The sequence below is a fragment of the Dorea sp. 210702-DFI.3.17 genome, from assembly GCF_020560825.1.
Taxonomy (GTDB): domain Bacteria; phylum Bacillota; class Clostridia; order Lachnospirales; family Lachnospiraceae; genus Dorea; species Dorea formicigenerans.
Genome location: NZ_JAJCNB010000018.1, coordinates 1 through 16,147 on the forward strand (window position 1 = coordinate 1; position 16,147 = coordinate 16,147).

The window sequence follows — 16,147 nt, forward strand, 5'->3', positions numbered from 1 at the left end:
ATATCAATCTTTTTCTCATCAGATTAGATTATCCGAGTTTTCGGACAGTCTCCCCCAAGAAAAAATAGCAATGACATTGCCGCAAAAAAATAATTCTTGCATCATAATTGGGGCTTTTGACCCCAACATCATTTTATCAATCATAAGTTATGATATTGAGTCAAAACCTCTCAACTATGATACCATGAATGCGAAAAGAAAGATATAGAAGTAATAGAAAGAAATATCAGAAAATAAAGAAAAAGATAGAATCAGAGACTGAAAACATGAGAAAAGAGGTGCAAAAAAAGTTCGGAAAAAGTTCGGAAAAAGTATTGAAAATGGTTGACACACACGGGTCAGTATAATATAATATGACAGTATGGCAAAAGAAGAAACAGCATGAGGCCAAAGCCCCGGAATCATGTTGATTTCGATAGAGAAGCAAAAAAAATAAACGTTAAAGAATTACAGGAGGGAATTCCATGAAGACTTATATGGCTAATCCAGATAAGATTGAAAGAAAATGGTATGTAGTTGACGCTACAGGATATACATTAGGACGCCTTGCATCAGAAGTTGCTAAGGTTTTAAGAGGTAAGAACAAACCTCAGTTCACACCACACGTTGACACAGGTGATTATGTAATCGTTGTTAACGCTGAGAAGATTAACGTAACAGGTAAGAAGATGAACCAGAAGATTTATTACAATCACTCTGAGTATGTAGGAGGAATGAAAGAGACTACATTAGCAGAGATGATGGCTAAGAAACCAGAGAAGGTTATCGAACTCGCAGTTAAAGGAATGCTTCCAAAAGGACCTTTAGGAAGATCTATGATTAAGAAGCTTCATGTATATGCTGGACCGGATCATGAGCAGCAGGCTCAGAAGCCAGTTGAGCTTACATTTTAAGGAAAGGTTGAAAGGAGGACATTACAGTGGCTAAAGCAAAATTCTACGGAACAGGAAGAAGAAAAAAATCAGTTGCAAGAGTTTACCTTGTACCAGGAACAGGTAATATTACAATCAATAAAAGAGATATCGATGAGTATCTCGGACTTGAGACATTAAAAGTTGTTGTTCGTCAGCCATTAGTTGCTACAGAGACAGCAGACAAATTTGATGTAATCGTTAACGTAAAAGGTGGCGGATACACAGGACAGGCTGGAGCAATCCGTCATGGTATCGCCAGAGCACTTCTTGAGGCAGATTCTGAGTACAGACCAGTTCTTAAGAAAGCTGGATACCTTACACGTGACCCACGTATGAAAGAGCGTAAGAAATACGGTCTCAAAGCTGCCCGTCGTGCGCCTCAGTTCTCCAAGAGATAACAGGCCCGACAAACCAATTCAAAAATGCTCAAAAAGCCCGGAACCATGCGGTTTTCCGGGCTTTTTCCTTTCCAAAAAGTCTGTTGTCCTTTGTCCGATTTTGGAAGGATTTGACCTTGCCTGACCCGGTTTTTCTTGATTAATAATGGGGCAACAGGCCCTTTTTGACCCCGTTATGATTAAAAAATGGGGCAACTGCGAGCCGAAATCGGGGTGTTTTAGAGGGCATTTTCCCCGTCATTTTTTCGATTCCATGACGGCCTTTGTGAACGGTTTTTCTTTTGAAGGGGATGTCCTGATTTGTCAGGATTTGACCAAACCGAATCCAGTTTATCTTGTCCTTCTGAGTTGCCGCTGCTGTGTTTCAAGTGGATGAACTCTCGCACATTTGCGGCGCAGTGTTCCTTCCATATATACTGAAAGCGTAAAGGAGGAACGCCCTATGAAAAAACGGAAATTCAAGATATACCTCACCCCCGCCGAAAACAGCATTGTGATCCAGAGCCTTAATCACCTGCGCAATACTATGCTCCGTGAAAACCGGGACACCGGCTGCCTGGATGAACTTCTGCTCAAAGCCATGTGCGCCCCGGTGAAGAAGATGTAAAATTACATATCGCTGCCAGATGAGCCGCTTATTCTTTTCAGAAAGAGTAAGCGGCTTTTTTCATGTCCATCTTTCGGATTTTCTCATACATAGCCGTCCGTCTTGCCAACGGGCGGCTAAATCTAAGAAGAAGGAGGACATGAAAATGCCGGAACAAAGAAGCCGCCCCAGGGATGGCCGCGTGATCGCGCTGGCCAACCAGAAAGGCGGCACAGGCAAAACCACCACGACGGTGAACCTGGGCATTGGTTTAGCCCGTCTGGGGAAAAAGGTACTGCTCATTGACGCAGACCCACAGGGCGACCTCACCACCTGCCTAGGCTGGCAAGACCAAGACAGCCTGCCCACCACCCTGGCCACCGTTATGGAAAAAGTGATCCGGGATGAGCCATTCACCACGGATGAGGGCATTTTGCACCACAGCGAGGGCGTAGACCTTATGCCCGCCAACATTGAGCTGTCCGCGCTGGAAATGAGCCTGGTCAACGCCATGAGCCGGGAGTTTACTTTGCGGACCTATGTCAATGAAGCCAAGAAGCACTATGACGTGGTTCTCATTGACTGTATGCCGTCCCTGGGTATGATTACGATCAACGCCCTGGCTGCGGCGGACAGCGTGATTATCCCGGTGCAGGCCCACTATCTCCCCGCCAAGGGCATGACCCAGCTTATGAAAACCATCAATAAGGTGAAACGGCAGATCAACCCGGCTCTGAAGGTGGACGGGGTGCTGCTCACTCTGGTGGATGGGCGCACAAACCTTGCCAGACAGACAGCAGATACACTGCGGCAGAGTTACGGGAGCGTGTTGAAAATTTATCGTTCCGAGATTCCCGTAGCCATCAAAGCCGCAGAAATCAGCGCCGCAGGCAAGAGTATTTACGCCTACGACAAGGGGAGCAAGGTGGCCCAGGCTTATGCGGATTTTTCAAAGGAGGTGCTGGCGGATGGCGAAAAGCAACGGGCTAAACTTCAATCTTCCCTCAGTCGATGACCTGTTTTCCACGGAGGAAGAGCGGGCTGAGGCACGGCTTGAAAAAGTTGTCAATCTTTCGCCCACGGAAATCAGCGACTTCCCGAACCACCCGTTTAAGGTGCGGATGGACGCAGCTATGCAGGAAATGACGGAAAGCGTGAAGCAGTACGGCGTATTGGTCCCTGCCCTGGTGCGCCCCAAACCGGAGGGCGGCTATGAAATGGTGGCCGGACACCGCAGGAAAAAGGCGGCGGATTTAGCGGGGCTTGCGAAAATCCCCTGTATTGTGCGGCAGCTCACCGATGATGAAGCCACGATTATCATGGTGGACTCCAACTTGCAGCGGGAGCAGATTCTGCCCTCGGAGAAGGCGTTTGCCTACAAAATGAAGCTGGACGCATTAAAACGACAGGGTCAGCGGACGGATTTAACTTCTTCTCCACTGGATAATAAGTTAAAAGGCGTTACAGCAGCCCAGCAGATCAGCAGGGATAGCGGAGATAGTCAACCTCAGATTTATAGGTATATCCGCCTTACCCACCTTATCCCGGAAATTCTGGAGCTGGTAGATAACTCAGTCCTTAAAGACCAGGAAATGCTCCAGATTGCCATGCGCCCTGCGGTGGAGCTGTCCTACCTGCGAAAAGAAGAACAGGCCGACTTGTTCGCTATCATGGACGAGATGGACTGCACCCCGTCCCACGCCCAAGCCATCAAAATGCGACAGATGTCCGAAGCCAAGACTGGAGGGGAACGGCTGGCCAAAGACGCCCTTGTTTCCATTATGAAGGAGGAAAAGCCCAATCAAAAAGAACAGTTCAAAATCCCAAAAGAAAAAATCAGCCGGTTTTTTGCGCCGGGGACGCCCACGCAGAAGATCGAGGACACCATTGTCAAGGCGCTGGAACTTTACCGCAAACGCCAGCGCAGTTTAGAGAGATAGCCCACTCACAAGGGGGAAGTGCGCCCATTTGCAGGGAAACGGCAGCTTGTGCCGGTTCCCCCTCTCCACACCTCACCCCTTCCAAACAACCTAAACAGCCTAAAAAAAGAAGATATTTGGGGAGCCTGGATGTATATAGAAAGCTCCGGCCTCTTTTCCACAGGCAGACATCGGGCTGCGAGGAAAACCGGGCGGGCCTCTCTTTTTTAGACAGTAACCAACACAAGCCGCAGCACATCGGAAACGGTGTGCTTTTTTGCGGCCATTTCAAGGAGGTAACACGATGAAAGCATTGAGAAAGCCCCTGTCCCTGTTCATGGCCATGCTCATGTGCCTGGGCATATTCGCAGGGACGGGAACCACAGCGTTTGCCGCAGGGGAAACCATGACGACGTATATGGTGGAGTTCCCCCGTGCCAGCGACCCCAACAAGGCAGGCTGGGGACATTCCGCTATGAATTTCTTGGGCGGATGGTCTACCGGCGAAAATAACGGTTTTACCATCCACACGCAGGATTCCTTTAACGGGAAAGTCATCTACTGTATCGAACCCGGCGTCAGCGTTCATTCCGGCGACCAGTTTACTGGCCGGGGCGAGGATTTCTGGGATGATTACCCGTCCGATCTGAACCCCACTATCCCACCGGACACCATCAAGGAATATATCGGGCGGATTATGACCTATGGATGGCAGGGCAACGCCAGCACCTCATGGATGACCGATGACCCGGAGGACGCCAGCAAGATGGCCGGGGCAATCGCCACCCAGCTTCTTGTCTGGGAAACCGTCGTAGGCGAGCGCGACAGCCAGTTTAACCATGTGGACGCCAACGCCCAGGGCAAGAACAATATCGCGGAATATACCAGCCCGGAGAATCCCCTTTACAGCGAGATCTTCAGCCAGTATTCCGCTATTGAGAGCGCGGTAAAACGCCATACCATGCTGCCCAGCTTTTTCAGCAGCACCGCAGACGCCGGGGCCTACGAGCTGAAATGGGACGGCCAGCAGTATTCCCTCACTCTCACGGATACCAACGGCGTGCTGGGAGATTACACCTTTACCAGCAATATTACCGGCCTGAACTTCTCTGTGGACGGAAACCAGCTCACCATCACTTCCAGCCAGGCCATCAAAGGCTCTGTAACGGTAAAAGCAGAAAAAATCTCCGCCCAGCGCAGCGGCGTAGTGGTATGGACGGATGGGATTATCGGCGGCGGCAAGCAGGACTTTGCCACCTACGGGGAAACCGTGTCCGATTATATGGTGGGCTATCTGAACCTGGAAGTAAAAACCGGCAATATGAAGCTGGTCAAGACTTCCGAGGATGGACAGGTAGCCGGGATCAGCTTCACCATTACCGGCGAAGGATACAGCGCCACCAAGACCACCAATGAGGCGGGCGAGATCGACATCTCCGACCTCAATCCCGGCGTTTATACCGTAACCGAGCAGTCGATTGACAAATACGAACCCCAGGAAAGCCAGCGCGTGACCATCGTCAGCGGCCAGACCGCCACCGTGACTTTTAGCAACGTGCTCAAACGCGGCAGCCTGGAAGTGACGAAAACCAGCGAGGACGGGCTGGTGGAGGGCATGACCTTCCATCTGTACGGCACATCCCTCTCCGGGCAGCCGGTGGATGAGTATGCGGTGACAGACGGAAACGGTGTGGCGCGCTTTGAAAACGTGCTCATCGGCACGGGCTATGTACTGGAGGAGGTGGATACCCCCATCCGTTATGTGGTGCCGGATTCCCAGACAGCCACCATCGAGTGGAATGAAGTGACCCACAAGAGCGTGAACAATGTCCTCAAAAAGTTCCGTGTCACTGTCACCAAGAGCGATGTGGAAACGGGCGCGCCCCAGGGCGACGGTTCTCTTGCCGGAGCAACCTATGGGTTGTATAAGGGAGATACACTCATCGACAGCTATACCACCGATGAGAACGGCCAGTTCACCACCGGATATTACGTCTGCGATTCGGACTGGACAATCCGTGAAATCAACCCCAGCGAGGGCTACCTGCTGGATTCCTCTATCCACAAGGTAGGCGCGGAACCGGAATTGTATGAGATTGAGCTGAACGACACCGCCAACGATGTGACGGAGCAGGTCATCAAGGGCGACATTGCCATAATCAAGCATACCGACGACGGGGAAACCCAGATCGAAACCCCGGAATCCGGCGCGGAATTCCAGGTGTTTTTGAAATCAGCCGGCAGCTATGAAAATGCCAAGGAATCTGAGCGCGATGTCCTCGTCTGCGATGAGAACGGCTTTGCACAGTCGAAGAAGCTGCCCTACGGCACCTATATCGTCCGTCAGACCAAGGGCTGGGAAGGCCGCGAGCTGATGGACGATTTTGAAGTGTATATCGCTCAGGACGGCCAGACCTACCGTTATCTCATCAACAACGCCAACTTTGAGAGCTTCATCAAGGTGGTCAAGGTGGACGCGGAAACCGGCGTCACCATCCCCTATGCGGGGGCCGGGTTCCAGATTTACCGTCCCGATGGCAGCAAGGTGGAAATGACCTTCACTTACCCGACGCCGACCACCATTGATACGTTCTACACCAATTCCGAGGGCTATCTGGTAACGCCTGAAAAGCTGGAATACGGCGCGGGATATTCCCTGGTTGAAGTACAGGCCCCCTACGGCTATGTGCTGGACAGCACCCCGGTTTACTTTGATGTGACCGAGGACAATTCCAGCGTGGAAGGCGGCGTGACGGTGATTGAAGTCACCAAGCCCAACATGGCCCAGAAAGGAATCATCAAAGTCAGCAAGACCGGCGAGGTATTTTCCTCTGTGACAGAAAACGAGGGCGTTTACCAGCCGGTGTATGAGGTGCAGGGCCTGCCCGGTGCGGTGTTTGAAATCACCGCCCTGGAGGACGTCTACACCCTGGACGGCACCCTGCGCTACTCTGCGGGCGAGGTAGTGGACACCATCACCACCGGCGAGGACGGGACAGCCCAGAGCCAGCCCCTCTACCTGGGCAAGTTCCAGGTGAAGGAAATCCAGTTCCCTCACGGCATGGTGGATACCGGCGAGAACGTCACCAACGTGGAGCTGGTGTACGCAGGCCAGGAGGTGGAAGTCACCGAAACCTCTGCCAGCTTCTACAACCAGCGCCAGAAAGCCCTTGTGACGCTTGACAAGGTGCTGGAGCAGGATGAAACCTTTGGCATTGGCATGAATGGCGAGATCTCCGCCGTGACCTTTGGCCTCTATGCCCAGGAGGACATCACCGCAGCAGACGGTTCCGTGATCCCGGCAGACGGGCTTCTGGAGATCGTTTCTGTGAATGAGAACGGCCAGGCCGTTTGCAGCACCGACCTGCCTTTCGGCAGCTTCTACCTGAAGGAGCTTTCCACTGACAGCCATTACCTGCTGAATGGCGAAACCTTCCCGTTCACCTTTGAGTACGGCGGGCCTTCTGTTGCCGTGGTAGAGATTTCCGCTAATGATGGCGAGGCTGTCACAAACGAGCTGATCCGCGGCGAAATCAAGGGCCTCAAAACCGATGAGAACGGCACGGGCCTGGGCGGGGCTGTAATCGGTCTGTTTAAGTCCGATGAAACCGAGTTTACCGCCGAAAACGCCCTTGCCACCACTACCTCAGCGGACGACGGCAGCTTTTCTTTCACCAATGTGCCTTACGGTGATTGGGTGCTGAAAGAACTGGAAAGCCCGGAAGGGTTCATCCTCTCCGATGAAGTGATTCCCGTTACTGTGGAGGAAGATGGACAGGTTGTAGAGATTTCCCTTGCCAATGAGCGTGTGTATGGTGATCTGCGGCTCACCAAGGTGGATAAGGATTATCCCGATAACAAATTGACGGGCGCTGAATTTGAAGTGTACCGCGATACCAACAGCAACAAAGAGCTGGACGAGGGTGACGAGCTGCTGGGCAAGCTGGAGGAAACCAGCACCGGCATTTACGAGATGTCCCACATCCTCTACGGCGGCGTGTTCGTAAGGGAAACCAAAGCGCCGGAGGGCTTCCTGCTGGATGAAAACGCCTATTATGTGGAGATCACCGAGAACGGCAAGATTTACGAGGTAGAGAACGAGGCCGGGATTGGTTTCACCAACATGGCCCAGACTGGCTCCCTGCGGATTGAAAAAACGTCCAGCGACGGCAAGGTGGAGGGCTTCTCCTTCCGCGTGACCGGGGCCAACGGCTACGACCAGACCTTCAAAACGGATAAAAACGGCGAAATCTTCATCGAGGGCCTGCGCGTAGGCGATTACACCGTGTCCGAGGTATCGGATGGGGCCAGCGCCAACTATGTGCTGCCTGCGGATAAAAAGGTGACGATTCTGGCGGATAAGACCACTGTGGCGCAAATGCACAATGAGCTGCGCGACACCCCGAAAACTGGTGACGACAGCAAGCCGTGGCTGTGGGCGGCCCTGATGGGCGTATCCGCTATGGGCGCTGCCGCCCTGGGCGTTGCGGCCTATGTGGGCAAGCGCAAAAAGGACAACCATACCGCAAAATAACGGCGGTTTGAATCTGTGTAAGGAGGAATGATTTTATGGAACTGAAAGCGATTATTGCCATTGCGCTGGTGGTATTCATCATCGGCGGCCTGATTTTCCTGAAAGTCAGAAGCCGGAAGAAGTAACCAGCCAGGGGCGGCCATGCGGGGCCGCCCCTTTTACATACCAAAAAAGAAAGGAGCTTTGCAGATGAGAGAACGATTTGAACAACGGCTGTTCCGCATCTTTGCCCAGGCTGGTTACTCCCCGGTGCAGCTTCTCACCATCACCCCGGAGGAGATGGTGGAGGTCCCCGGCATTACCGTTCCCAACATCCGGGCGGTGCTGTGCGTCCAGAACAAGGTGCTGGCAGACCGGAATAAAGTCCGCAGCGGCAGGCTGGTGGAGGAATTGCTGAAAGAAGCTGAAGAAAGCAGGTGTTGCCATGAATGAACTGCACCTGCTGGACATACTGGCGGCTCGGCATGGCTGTTTCATCTCCGACTTAAATCTTTCGCCTATCCTGCGGCGGGCGGCCCTTTTGGACCTGTGCAGGATGGATGAGAACAGCTACCCGCTGTCTCAATGGCAGGACACGGTGCGCTACCTTACCGGGGATGAACGGGATTTTGCCAGTGTAAAGGAAATCAAAGTATTTATTAAACAGGAATTGGAGGCAGAGTGATGAACGATGATTCCACAGAAAAACGCATGGCCGGTGATTATGAGATTATCCAGGCGGTGCAGATTGGCGACCGCGAGGTTGTCCTGGGGGAAAATCCGCAGGATGAAACCGGCATGAAGTATATGTGCGCCTTTTGTCGGCAAAACGCCTTATTTGCAGAATACAGCGAAGTGATGGCCAGTGATGATTTCCCGGAGATTGTGGAGCTGTTCGGCCAGCGGGTTGCCGAGCAAGCGCAGAAAACCCACATAGAACTCAATAAGCCCCGCATACAGGGCATAGACGACCGCCCCATTACAGCGGAGGGCTGCATCCCAATTTCCTATGAGGATGATCTGCACGGGAAAATCGTGGTGATAAAGCCGGAGGTGCTGCGCCGGGAATACCGCAGGGCCACTCGCCAGCTCAAGCTCTGTATGGGAGGCTTTGGGGCTTCCCCGCACAGCAGGGGGTCAGCCTGTTACTGCGTTGACCTTTATACTGGAAAAGAAAGCCGCTATGAGCGCATGGACGTGCTGGGAACGATACAGCCGGAGGACCTTCCCGGCTGGGCCAAGCATGGCCTTACTGCGATTCAGCAGGAACAGGCCAAAAAGAAAACCGCAAAGGAGCGTGAGCGATGATGGATTACAGAGAAAACGCCGGATATATCATTACGGATTCCTGTCATGTGGGCGACAGCGAATTTGTCTTGGGTGTTCATTTGACAGCGCCCCAGCAGTTTGTCACCTGGAAATGTAGTAACCGGACGGACTACGATTGGGGCCACTATTTCAGCGACCTGTTTTCCGCGCAGAAGGATTTGGTGGCGCGGGCGCAGGAGGAGGTGCAGTGCCTGGAGGAACAGCGGCAAAACACCATTGCGCCGGAGGCCCCGCCCTATTCCCCATGGGGCAAAGTCCAGGAGTGCGAAACGCTCTGCCCCGGCGTTTATTCCGTTTCTACCCCAGGGCATGGCGGCGTTATGGTGCGGCGGGAGCTGGCGGAAAAGGTATTCCGAAAAGAAGCGATGGGCTGCGGTTTTATAGCGAGCGGTTATCTTTGCTTTGAGGAAGATAATGACGCGCAGGTGGCTCTCCGGGAGCTGATGGATAAAAAGATGATCCAGGCTCCGGTGAACGGGCGCTTTGCCCCCGGTGCGTATGAGGCTGTTATCAATAGCAGCGTGCAAATTCACCACCCCGAATATTGGCAGGCAAGGGAAAAAGCCATATCGGAGCAAAAACGACAAGCGAAAAAGAAAGGACGTGAGCGATAATGGAACTGACAATTACCAGCATGACCCCGGCGGATCGCCTGTATGCGTACAACCAGAGCAGCCAGCTTGAAGGGCAAACCGGCTGTATCGGCCATCTGCGCGGGGATTTTGGCGCTGGAAAAGAGTTTTACACTTCCTGGTTCGACCATCGGAGGGAATACAAGACGGACGAGTTTAAGGCGGAGCTTGATGAGGTGGTCAACACTCTGCGGGAGAAGAATGGGCTGCTCTGTACCCGTGACAGCATGACCAGGTTTTGCTATCAGAACCCGGAGGCTGAGTTTGAGGGAAACTACTGCGCCGAGTATGGTTTTAAGGTGCAGACGCCGCAGCACACCTATATGCTCCGGTGCAATCCCAATTATGGAGACTACAACTTTTACCTCTACGCCTACGTTTCCCGATTCCTGGAACACCACATGGAAAAGGCCAAACAGGGTATCCGGTTTATCACGCCCGGCTACAAGGAGCTGTTCCGCATTCCCGACGGCGACCACATCCGCATTTTCACTGGCGGCGGAGAAACCCGCGACCGCACCTGCCGGGTCATCGACGAAACCCATTTTGAAACCAGCGGCGGGTATTCCAGCGCCCTGTATCATATCTGCGAATTTGCGGAGCGATTGGAGCAAACTCACGGGAGCGTGATCCCGCTGCGTTCTTCTCTGCCGGTGCAGTGTTTTAGTGTACTGCCCTCATCCGGGGAGCTGATTCTTCTGACCAGGGGCGAAAAAGGCTACAGCCCTTGCTATGATTTTTCAACTCCTGACGCTCAACAGAACCGAGAGTTTGCAGACGACCGCAATGTGAAGAATGGCGTTACCAAAGCACAGGAGGCCGCCATGCTTGCCGGCTCCATGCTTGGCTGGCAGACTCCCGCCGCCGATCCCAGAAACTATGACGAGCAGGGGCAGCCTATCAAGCCCAGGCAGAAAGACCGGGGTGAAGCCCGATGAAGGAGGAAAGACACGTTATCTGGAGCAATTATGGCCTGGACTATGAGGATTGGAGGGATGACCTGGAGGCGGACTACCCGGATTTATCCGAAGATGAGCGCATTTCCCTGATGTATGAGATCAATGGGGATTACCTGGATGATGAACGCGCCAACCTCAATGTGCAGCTCTCCCAACCGATTTTAGTCGTAGGCGACCTGGGCCTGTGGAATGGTCGGCGCATGGGATATAAGGAAATCCCCAGCGGCAATATCCGGGACTGCCTGTATTCCGATACGGATTATTCCACCTGGTATGTGGACCGGCTGGGTGATCTGCGGTGCGACGCCATCCACCATGATGGCACGAACTTTTATCTTTACCGCGTTTACAAGGACAGCGCCAGCCCTTCTCAAATTGAACTGCTGAAAGAAAAACTATATCGCGGCATTGCAACCCGCGCCGATATTACGAGAGTGACCCGCAGGCTGGGCGACGACATCGCCAAAGTCTACGGGTTTTCCATTCCCCGGCAGCGGCAGGCCGTCGCCATGGAAAGATGAGGTGATAAAAATGGCGTCTTTACCGCCCGTAAAACTGGATACGCATGAGGACTGGTTCAACTTGCTGATGACGGTTCTCCATCAGCAGGCGGAACAGAACCCCTATGAAGAATACCGGGAGATGGCTCAAAAGCTGATCGACCAGTTTATGCGCTATGGGAGGCCCTTTGTTGACAGTGACCATGCGCCCTGCGTGGCGCTTCGGATGTACCCGAAGGAGGCCGGAAATACCATCTGGCTGTTGCTGCTCTCCCTGTGCAATCAATATGACCCTGATAAGGATTACAGCGCAGAACTGAAAGCTGCGAAAAAAGAATAAGAAAAGGAGGGGCAACCGATGGCGATACGATATAAAGCCTTGACGGAGCTGTACCAGGAAACGCAGCGCAGCGTGACAGCTCCTGACCAGTGGCGGGCGTTTCTGGCTTCTGCCTGCCGCAACTACCGGCTTTCTTTCGATGAACAACTGCTTGTCTACGCCCAGCGCCCAGACGCCACCGCCGTCCTGGAGATCGAGCGATGGAACCGGCAATTTGGGCGCTGGGTAAACCGGGGCGCAAACGGCATTGCCGTTTTTGACGGTGAACACAATGGAAAACCCCGACTGAAATACTACTTTGATATTTCCGATACCCATGAGGCCCGGTTCCCCCGCCCCGTCCCCCTTTGGACGGTGCGGGAGGAATATGCGCCGGACATCATTGAAACGCTGGAAAACAGCTTTGGAGAGCTGGAGCGCAAGGAGGATTTGGGTGAAGCACTGCTCTCTGCGGCAAAGAACGCCGTGGAGGACAATATGCCCGACTACCTGGCAGAATTGAAAACCCTCACGGAAGGCAGCTTTCTGGAAGAACTGGATGAGCTGAACCTGGAAGTGGAATACCGCAGGGCGGTGCAAAACAGCATTGGATATATGCTGCTGGTGCGCTGCGGCCTTGACCCGTCTGAATATTTTGAGGACATGGATTTCCGGGATGTGACGGACTTTAACACCCCGCAGACGTTGAACGCTTTAGGCGTGGCCACCGGGGACATCTCCCAGATGTGCCTTTCCGCCATTTCCCGCACGGTTCTTGCCCTGCAAAGACAGCCCCAAAAAGAAAATCGCACATTTGAACCCCAGCAGAAAAACCAGTATGCTGTAACTGAACAGGAAAACACACAGCTGGAAAGGAGTTTTGAATATGACCGAGATCACTTACACCAGGCAGGGCGACTACAATCTGCCGAACCTTCTGCCGCCCCAGGAGGAGCCGGTTCCCCATGGGAAATACGCATTGCTTCGGAAGAAATTCCTCAAGGAGCACCGCAGGGTGACGTACACCAACCTGCTGACCAGCGGCAAGCTGAACAGCCATCTGGCGGAGATCCAGCAGACCGCCCAGCGCCGGATGGAGCAGATCGTGGCGCAGATGGCCAAGAACCAGGGCGTGACAGAGGAACTGAAAGCCAGCGACCAGATGAAGTGGGTGCAGATGATGAGCAACCTGCAGAACGCGGCGGAGGAAACGGTGCTGGCGGAGCTGATTTACAGCTAATTGATGAACCGGAAGAAAGCGCAGGTGGCGAACAGCTCCCTGCGCTTTTGGATGAAAAGCAGATCATGGCCATCATCGCCAACAAAGATGATGACCTGAAATATAAGAAAAATCAGATCGAGCTTTTCTTTTCGGTTCACAGCGACGTTCAGGAACGGGCCGACTACCTGAAATCCGCTTATCAGGACCGGTACACTGAGATCATCGCTGACGGGCAGCGCCTGGGATATAAGCCCCAGGAGAATGGCCTGCTCATGTGGGAAGGCTCTTACCCATCCCGCACCAGGGAATCTGTATTTTCCTGGGAAGTGGTGGCAGGCTGGACCGCCCAGCTTATTGACAAAAAAGAATACTTCATTCAGACGGACATCCCGCAGCTCCCTACCCAAGAGAGCCAGCAGATGTCCCTTTTTGATTTTGCGGCGTTTCAGCAGCCAACCCAGGCCGAGGGTACGGCCAAACCATCCATTTTCCCTCACCCGGCTCTGCCTCAGCAGGTAATCGACGAGGCGCTGTGCATTGGTGCTAACGACCAGAACAGCCGCCTCATCATCTGCGCCTATTTCAAAAAGGATAAGCCGGACAATGCCAGGTTCCTGGCAGAGCACTATGGAGAGAACGGCGCTGGCTTTTATCTGGATGGCCGACAGTATGCCATCTGGTACAACGCCGAGGGAATCCGCATTGCCCAGGGCGAAAGCGCCCAGCGTTCCAGCGCCACCCTCATCCCCTGGGAACAGGCGGCGGCCCGTATCCGGGAACTGCTGGACTTGGGCCGATATATGCCCCAGAGCGAGCTTGACCGGGTGGATGAGTATGAGCGCCAGCAACGGGCCGCGCAGCTATGGTATCTCCGGCAGGATTTTGCAGAAGGCACTGCCGACGCGGGCTATCTTCCCACGGTGAATACCATTTACGGTAAAAATCATGAGTTTCCAGAGGAAAGCGCCGCCATAAGCGATTTGTTAGGCCATCCGGAGGGGCTGCAGAACCTGCGGGATGAGCTGGAGCAGTTTGTCCAGGCATACAGAGAGAACCGGGAACTGCTGCGATTCCATTTCCACCGTCCGCAAAAATTGCTGGAGCAGCTTTCCGACCTGCAGCGGGAACCGCTGCACTTTACCGCCGCCGAAGGGTACGCCCCCCAGCGGCGTTTTTTCATCTCCGGGGACGAGATCGACAACCTTCTCCGGGGTGGAAAACGCAGCACCGATTACCGGCTGGCCGTGTATTCTTTCTATCGCAACCACACAGAGCGCAAGGAACGGGAGAATTTCTTAAAGCACTACCACGGCGAGTACAGCGGCCATTCCAGTGGGAATGACGATGTGACCTACCAGCTCAGTAAAGGCGTTTCTTTCAGCCACGGCAGTATCACCGCCCCCTACGCCAAGGTGGAGCTGAAATGGAACGCCGTGGAAAAGCGCGTCAGCGCCATGATCGCCCAGGGGCGGTTCCTCACCGATGAGGACCGCGCCGCCATGCCGCAGTATGAGAAGCACCAGCTTGCCCGGAATATCCGCACTTTCTTTGAAAACGTACCCCAGGAGCAGCCCCACCCCTATCCCTTTGGCTTTGACTATTGGGACGCGGTGAAGCTCATCGAGCCGCAGCTTGACGACCCGGCCCGTGTGGAAGAAATCTATCAGATGATGGTCCCCATTTGGGAGGCCACCCCGCAGGATGACAGGATGTACGCCCTGCGCCAGCAGGCGTTTGAAAACCTCACTGCCTTCCGGCAGGGAACCTTCACGCTCTTTGCAGAGCACAAGGAGCCTGTGGTTCCCACCATGCCGCAAGCCAAAGCCTACGACCTGGGCTACGGCTATTTGGGAAACGGCGTCACGGTGTGGAACCGGCTGGAGGAGGAACACGGTGACTACAAAACGGTTGCCCACATCGCCCCAGACCGCACGGTGACCTTCTACGAGGAGGAAATGCCCCAGGCAGTGCGGGAGGAAATCCAGCGGATTGCTGACACTTCGGAAATGACCATTTCCGCCACCCAGGACGCGCCGGTGTTCACCGTGCCGCCCAGGGCGCAGGAACCACCCCAAAAAGAAGAACCGGTAGACCCCTACCCGAAGCTGGCCGCCCAGGTGCTGCGTTTTGTGGGAGAGTTTGATGGTTCCCGCATGGGTTATGGTGAGGATGACGCCCAGGCGGTGGAAAATATCGCCCGGCAGCTCCATGACCCCGTTCAGAGAGAGGAAATCCGCAGACTGCTTCAATCCTTCCTGGACCATGCGGACCTGGAAGAAGAAATCGCGGTGGACATCACCCTCTGTATGGAGCAGATCGCGGAGCTGCCCCCGGCCCTTACCCCGGAACAGGCGCAGATAGAAGAAATCGCCGGTTATCTGGAGGAGGCCGGATATGCGGTATCCAGCGAACTGGTCGAAGAAGGTTTGATGGATTACCGTGCCCATGGCGGCAAAGGTAACAGCCAGGATGTTGCCGACTTCATTGAGCGCGAGTTTTTGTCCGAGGAGCCGGAACCTGCTTCACTGGAGATTGCCAAAGAATTTATCAACGATTTCTGCGAGGCCGAGTATGGCAGTCCAGCCGATTTCAGTGATCTGGAAAAGGTGGGCATTGCCTACACCACTGTTACGGATGAGGAAATTCCCATCCAGGTCAATGCCGACTTGGTCCATTACCGCATTGAGCGTTATCTGGACGGGCAGTTTTTGGAGCGCAGGCAGTATGAGAGCCTGGATGAACTCATCCAAAATGAGCTGGCCGAACTGGACTTTGACCAACTCACCTCTGTGGACCAGGACTATTTCAATGGAAAATACCCTCCCGACATAGAGCCATACATCTTCTGCGAGTGAA

Annotated in this window: 16 protein-coding genes; all 16 read left to right on the plus strand. The window is 53.7% G+C overall.

Annotated features, from left to right (window positions below):
* Positions 1-208: hypothetical protein (locus LI149_RS09665; protein WP_227143287.1), on the plus strand; the 208-nt coding region annotated here is incomplete at its 5' end.
* 256 nt (positions 209-464) lie between these two features.
* On the plus strand, positions 465-893 hold the full coding sequence (gene rplM / locus LI149_RS09670; RefSeq protein WP_022278613.1) for a 50S ribosomal protein L13: 429 nt from the start codon (positions 465-467) through the stop codon (positions 891-893).
* 26 nt (positions 894-919) lie between these two features.
* Positions 920-1,312: a 30S ribosomal protein S9 gene (gene rpsI, locus LI149_RS09675; RefSeq protein WP_005335953.1), complete on the plus strand. Its 393-nt coding sequence runs from the start codon at positions 920-922 to the stop codon at positions 1,310-1,312.
* Positions 1,313-1,754: 442 nt separating this feature from the next.
* A complete protein-coding gene (locus LI149_RS09680) occupies positions 1,755-1,919 on the plus strand; it encodes a hypothetical protein (protein ID WP_015535538.1) in 165 nt (54 codons plus the stop codon).
* A gap of 145 nt (positions 1,920-2,064) precedes the next feature.
* Entirely contained in the window at positions 2,065-2,913 is an 849-nt protein-coding gene (locus tag LI149_RS09685; protein ID WP_105204999.1) for a ParA family protein, read from the plus strand.
* On the plus strand, positions 2,867-3,838 hold the full coding sequence (locus LI149_RS09690) for a ParB/RepB/Spo0J family partition protein (protein ID WP_015535536.1): 972 nt from the start codon (positions 2,867-2,869) through the stop codon (positions 3,836-3,838). The genes LI149_RS09685 and LI149_RS09690 overlap by 47 nt, the downstream gene beginning before the upstream one ends.
* 283 nt (positions 3,839-4,121) lie before the next feature.
* Positions 4,122-8,351 (plus strand): SpaA isopeptide-forming pilin-related protein, encoded by a 4,230-nt coding sequence (locus LI149_RS09695; RefSeq protein WP_227143288.1) that lies wholly within the window; start codon positions 4,122-4,124, stop codon positions 8,349-8,351.
* Between the two features lie 189 nt (positions 8,352-8,540).
* On the plus strand, positions 8,541-8,783 hold the full coding sequence (locus LI149_RS09700) for a hypothetical protein (RefSeq protein WP_015535533.1): 243 nt from the start codon (positions 8,541-8,543) through the stop codon (positions 8,781-8,783).
* On the plus strand, positions 8,776-9,015 hold the full coding sequence (locus tag LI149_RS09705; protein ID WP_015535532.1) for a hypothetical protein: 240 nt from the start codon (positions 8,776-8,778) through the stop codon (positions 9,013-9,015). The genes LI149_RS09700 and LI149_RS09705 overlap by 8 nt, the downstream gene beginning before the upstream one ends.
* Complete coding sequence (locus tag LI149_RS09710; protein ID WP_015535531.1) at positions 9,015-9,638, plus strand: hypothetical protein; 624 nt, start codon at positions 9,015-9,017, stop codon at positions 9,636-9,638. The genes LI149_RS09705 and LI149_RS09710 overlap by 1 nt, the downstream gene beginning before the upstream one ends.
* Positions 9,635-10,273: a hypothetical protein gene (locus LI149_RS09715; RefSeq protein WP_015535530.1), complete on the plus strand. Its 639-nt coding sequence runs from the start codon at positions 9,635-9,637 to the stop codon at positions 10,271-10,273. The genes LI149_RS09710 and LI149_RS09715 overlap by 4 nt, the downstream gene beginning before the upstream one ends.
* Positions 10,273-11,229 (plus strand): hypothetical protein, encoded by a 957-nt coding sequence (locus tag LI149_RS09720; protein ID WP_015535529.1) that lies wholly within the window; start codon positions 10,273-10,275, stop codon positions 11,227-11,229. Before LI149_RS09715 ends, LI149_RS09720 begins: the two co-directional genes overlap by 1 nt.
* The gene (locus tag LI149_RS09725; RefSeq protein WP_015535528.1) at positions 11,226-11,771 is read left to right on the plus strand and encodes a hypothetical protein; all 546 of its coding nucleotides are present in this window, start codon (positions 11,226-11,228) and stop codon (positions 11,769-11,771) included. Before LI149_RS09720 ends, LI149_RS09725 begins: the two co-directional genes overlap by 4 nt.
* Before the next feature lie 10 nt (positions 11,772-11,781).
* The gene (locus LI149_RS09730) at positions 11,782-12,090 is read left to right on the plus strand and encodes a hypothetical protein (protein ID WP_015535527.1); all 309 of its coding nucleotides are present in this window, start codon (positions 11,782-11,784) and stop codon (positions 12,088-12,090) included.
* Positions 12,091-12,955: 865 nt separating this feature from the next.
* Positions 12,956-13,309 carry a TnpV protein gene (locus LI149_RS09735; RefSeq protein ID WP_105205001.1) on the plus strand — a complete coding sequence of 118 codons (354 nt, stop codon included), beginning with the start codon at positions 12,956-12,958 and terminating at the stop codon, positions 13,307-13,309.
* Positions 13,237-16,146 (plus strand): hypothetical protein, encoded by a 2,910-nt coding sequence (locus LI149_RS09740; RefSeq protein WP_227143289.1) that lies wholly within the window; start codon positions 13,237-13,239, stop codon positions 16,144-16,146. Before LI149_RS09735 ends, LI149_RS09740 begins: the two co-directional genes overlap by 73 nt.
* The last annotated feature ends 1 nt before the right edge of the window (position 16,147 follow it).

Excerpts from the sequence above, each read along its gene's own strand:
- LI149_RS09725 (WP_015535528.1), top strand. The coding sequence starts at position 11,226 with ATGAAGGAGGAAAGACACGTTATCTGGAGCAATTATGGCCTGGACTAT.
- LI149_RS09710 (WP_015535531.1), top strand. The coding sequence starts at position 9,015 with ATGAACGATGATTCCACAGAAAAACGCATGGCCGGTGATTATGAGATT.
- LI149_RS09735 (WP_105205001.1), top strand. The coding sequence starts at position 12,956 with ATGACCGAGATCACTTACACCAGGCAGGGCGACTACAATCTGCCGAAC.
- LI149_RS09695 (WP_227143288.1), top strand. The coding sequence starts at position 4,122 with ATGAAAGCATTGAGAAAGCCCCTGTCCCTGTTCATGGCCATGCTCATG.
- LI149_RS09720 (WP_015535529.1), top strand. The coding sequence starts at position 10,273 with ATGGAACTGACAATTACCAGCATGACCCCGGCGGATCGCCTGTATGCG.
- LI149_RS09730 (WP_015535527.1), top strand. The coding sequence starts at position 11,782 with ATGGCGTCTTTACCGCCCGTAAAACTGGATACGCATGAGGACTGGTTC.
- LI149_RS09700 (WP_015535533.1), top strand. The coding sequence starts at position 8,541 with ATGAGAGAACGATTTGAACAACGGCTGTTCCGCATCTTTGCCCAGGCT.
- LI149_RS09685 (WP_105204999.1), top strand. The coding sequence starts at position 2,065 with ATGCCGGAACAAAGAAGCCGCCCCAGGGATGGCCGCGTGATCGCGCTG.
- rplM (WP_022278613.1), top strand. The coding sequence starts at position 465 with ATGAAGACTTATATGGCTAATCCAGATAAGATTGAAAGAAAATGGTAT.
- LI149_RS09680 (WP_015535538.1), top strand. The coding sequence starts at position 1,755 with ATGAAAAAACGGAAATTCAAGATATACCTCACCCCCGCCGAAAACAGC.
- LI149_RS09690 (WP_015535536.1), top strand. The coding sequence starts at position 2,867 with ATGGCGAAAAGCAACGGGCTAAACTTCAATCTTCCCTCAGTCGATGAC.
- LI149_RS09705 (WP_015535532.1), top strand. The coding sequence starts at position 8,776 with ATGAATGAACTGCACCTGCTGGACATACTGGCGGCTCGGCATGGCTGT.
- LI149_RS09715 (WP_015535530.1), top strand. The coding sequence starts at position 9,635 with ATGATGGATTACAGAGAAAACGCCGGATATATCATTACGGATTCCTGT.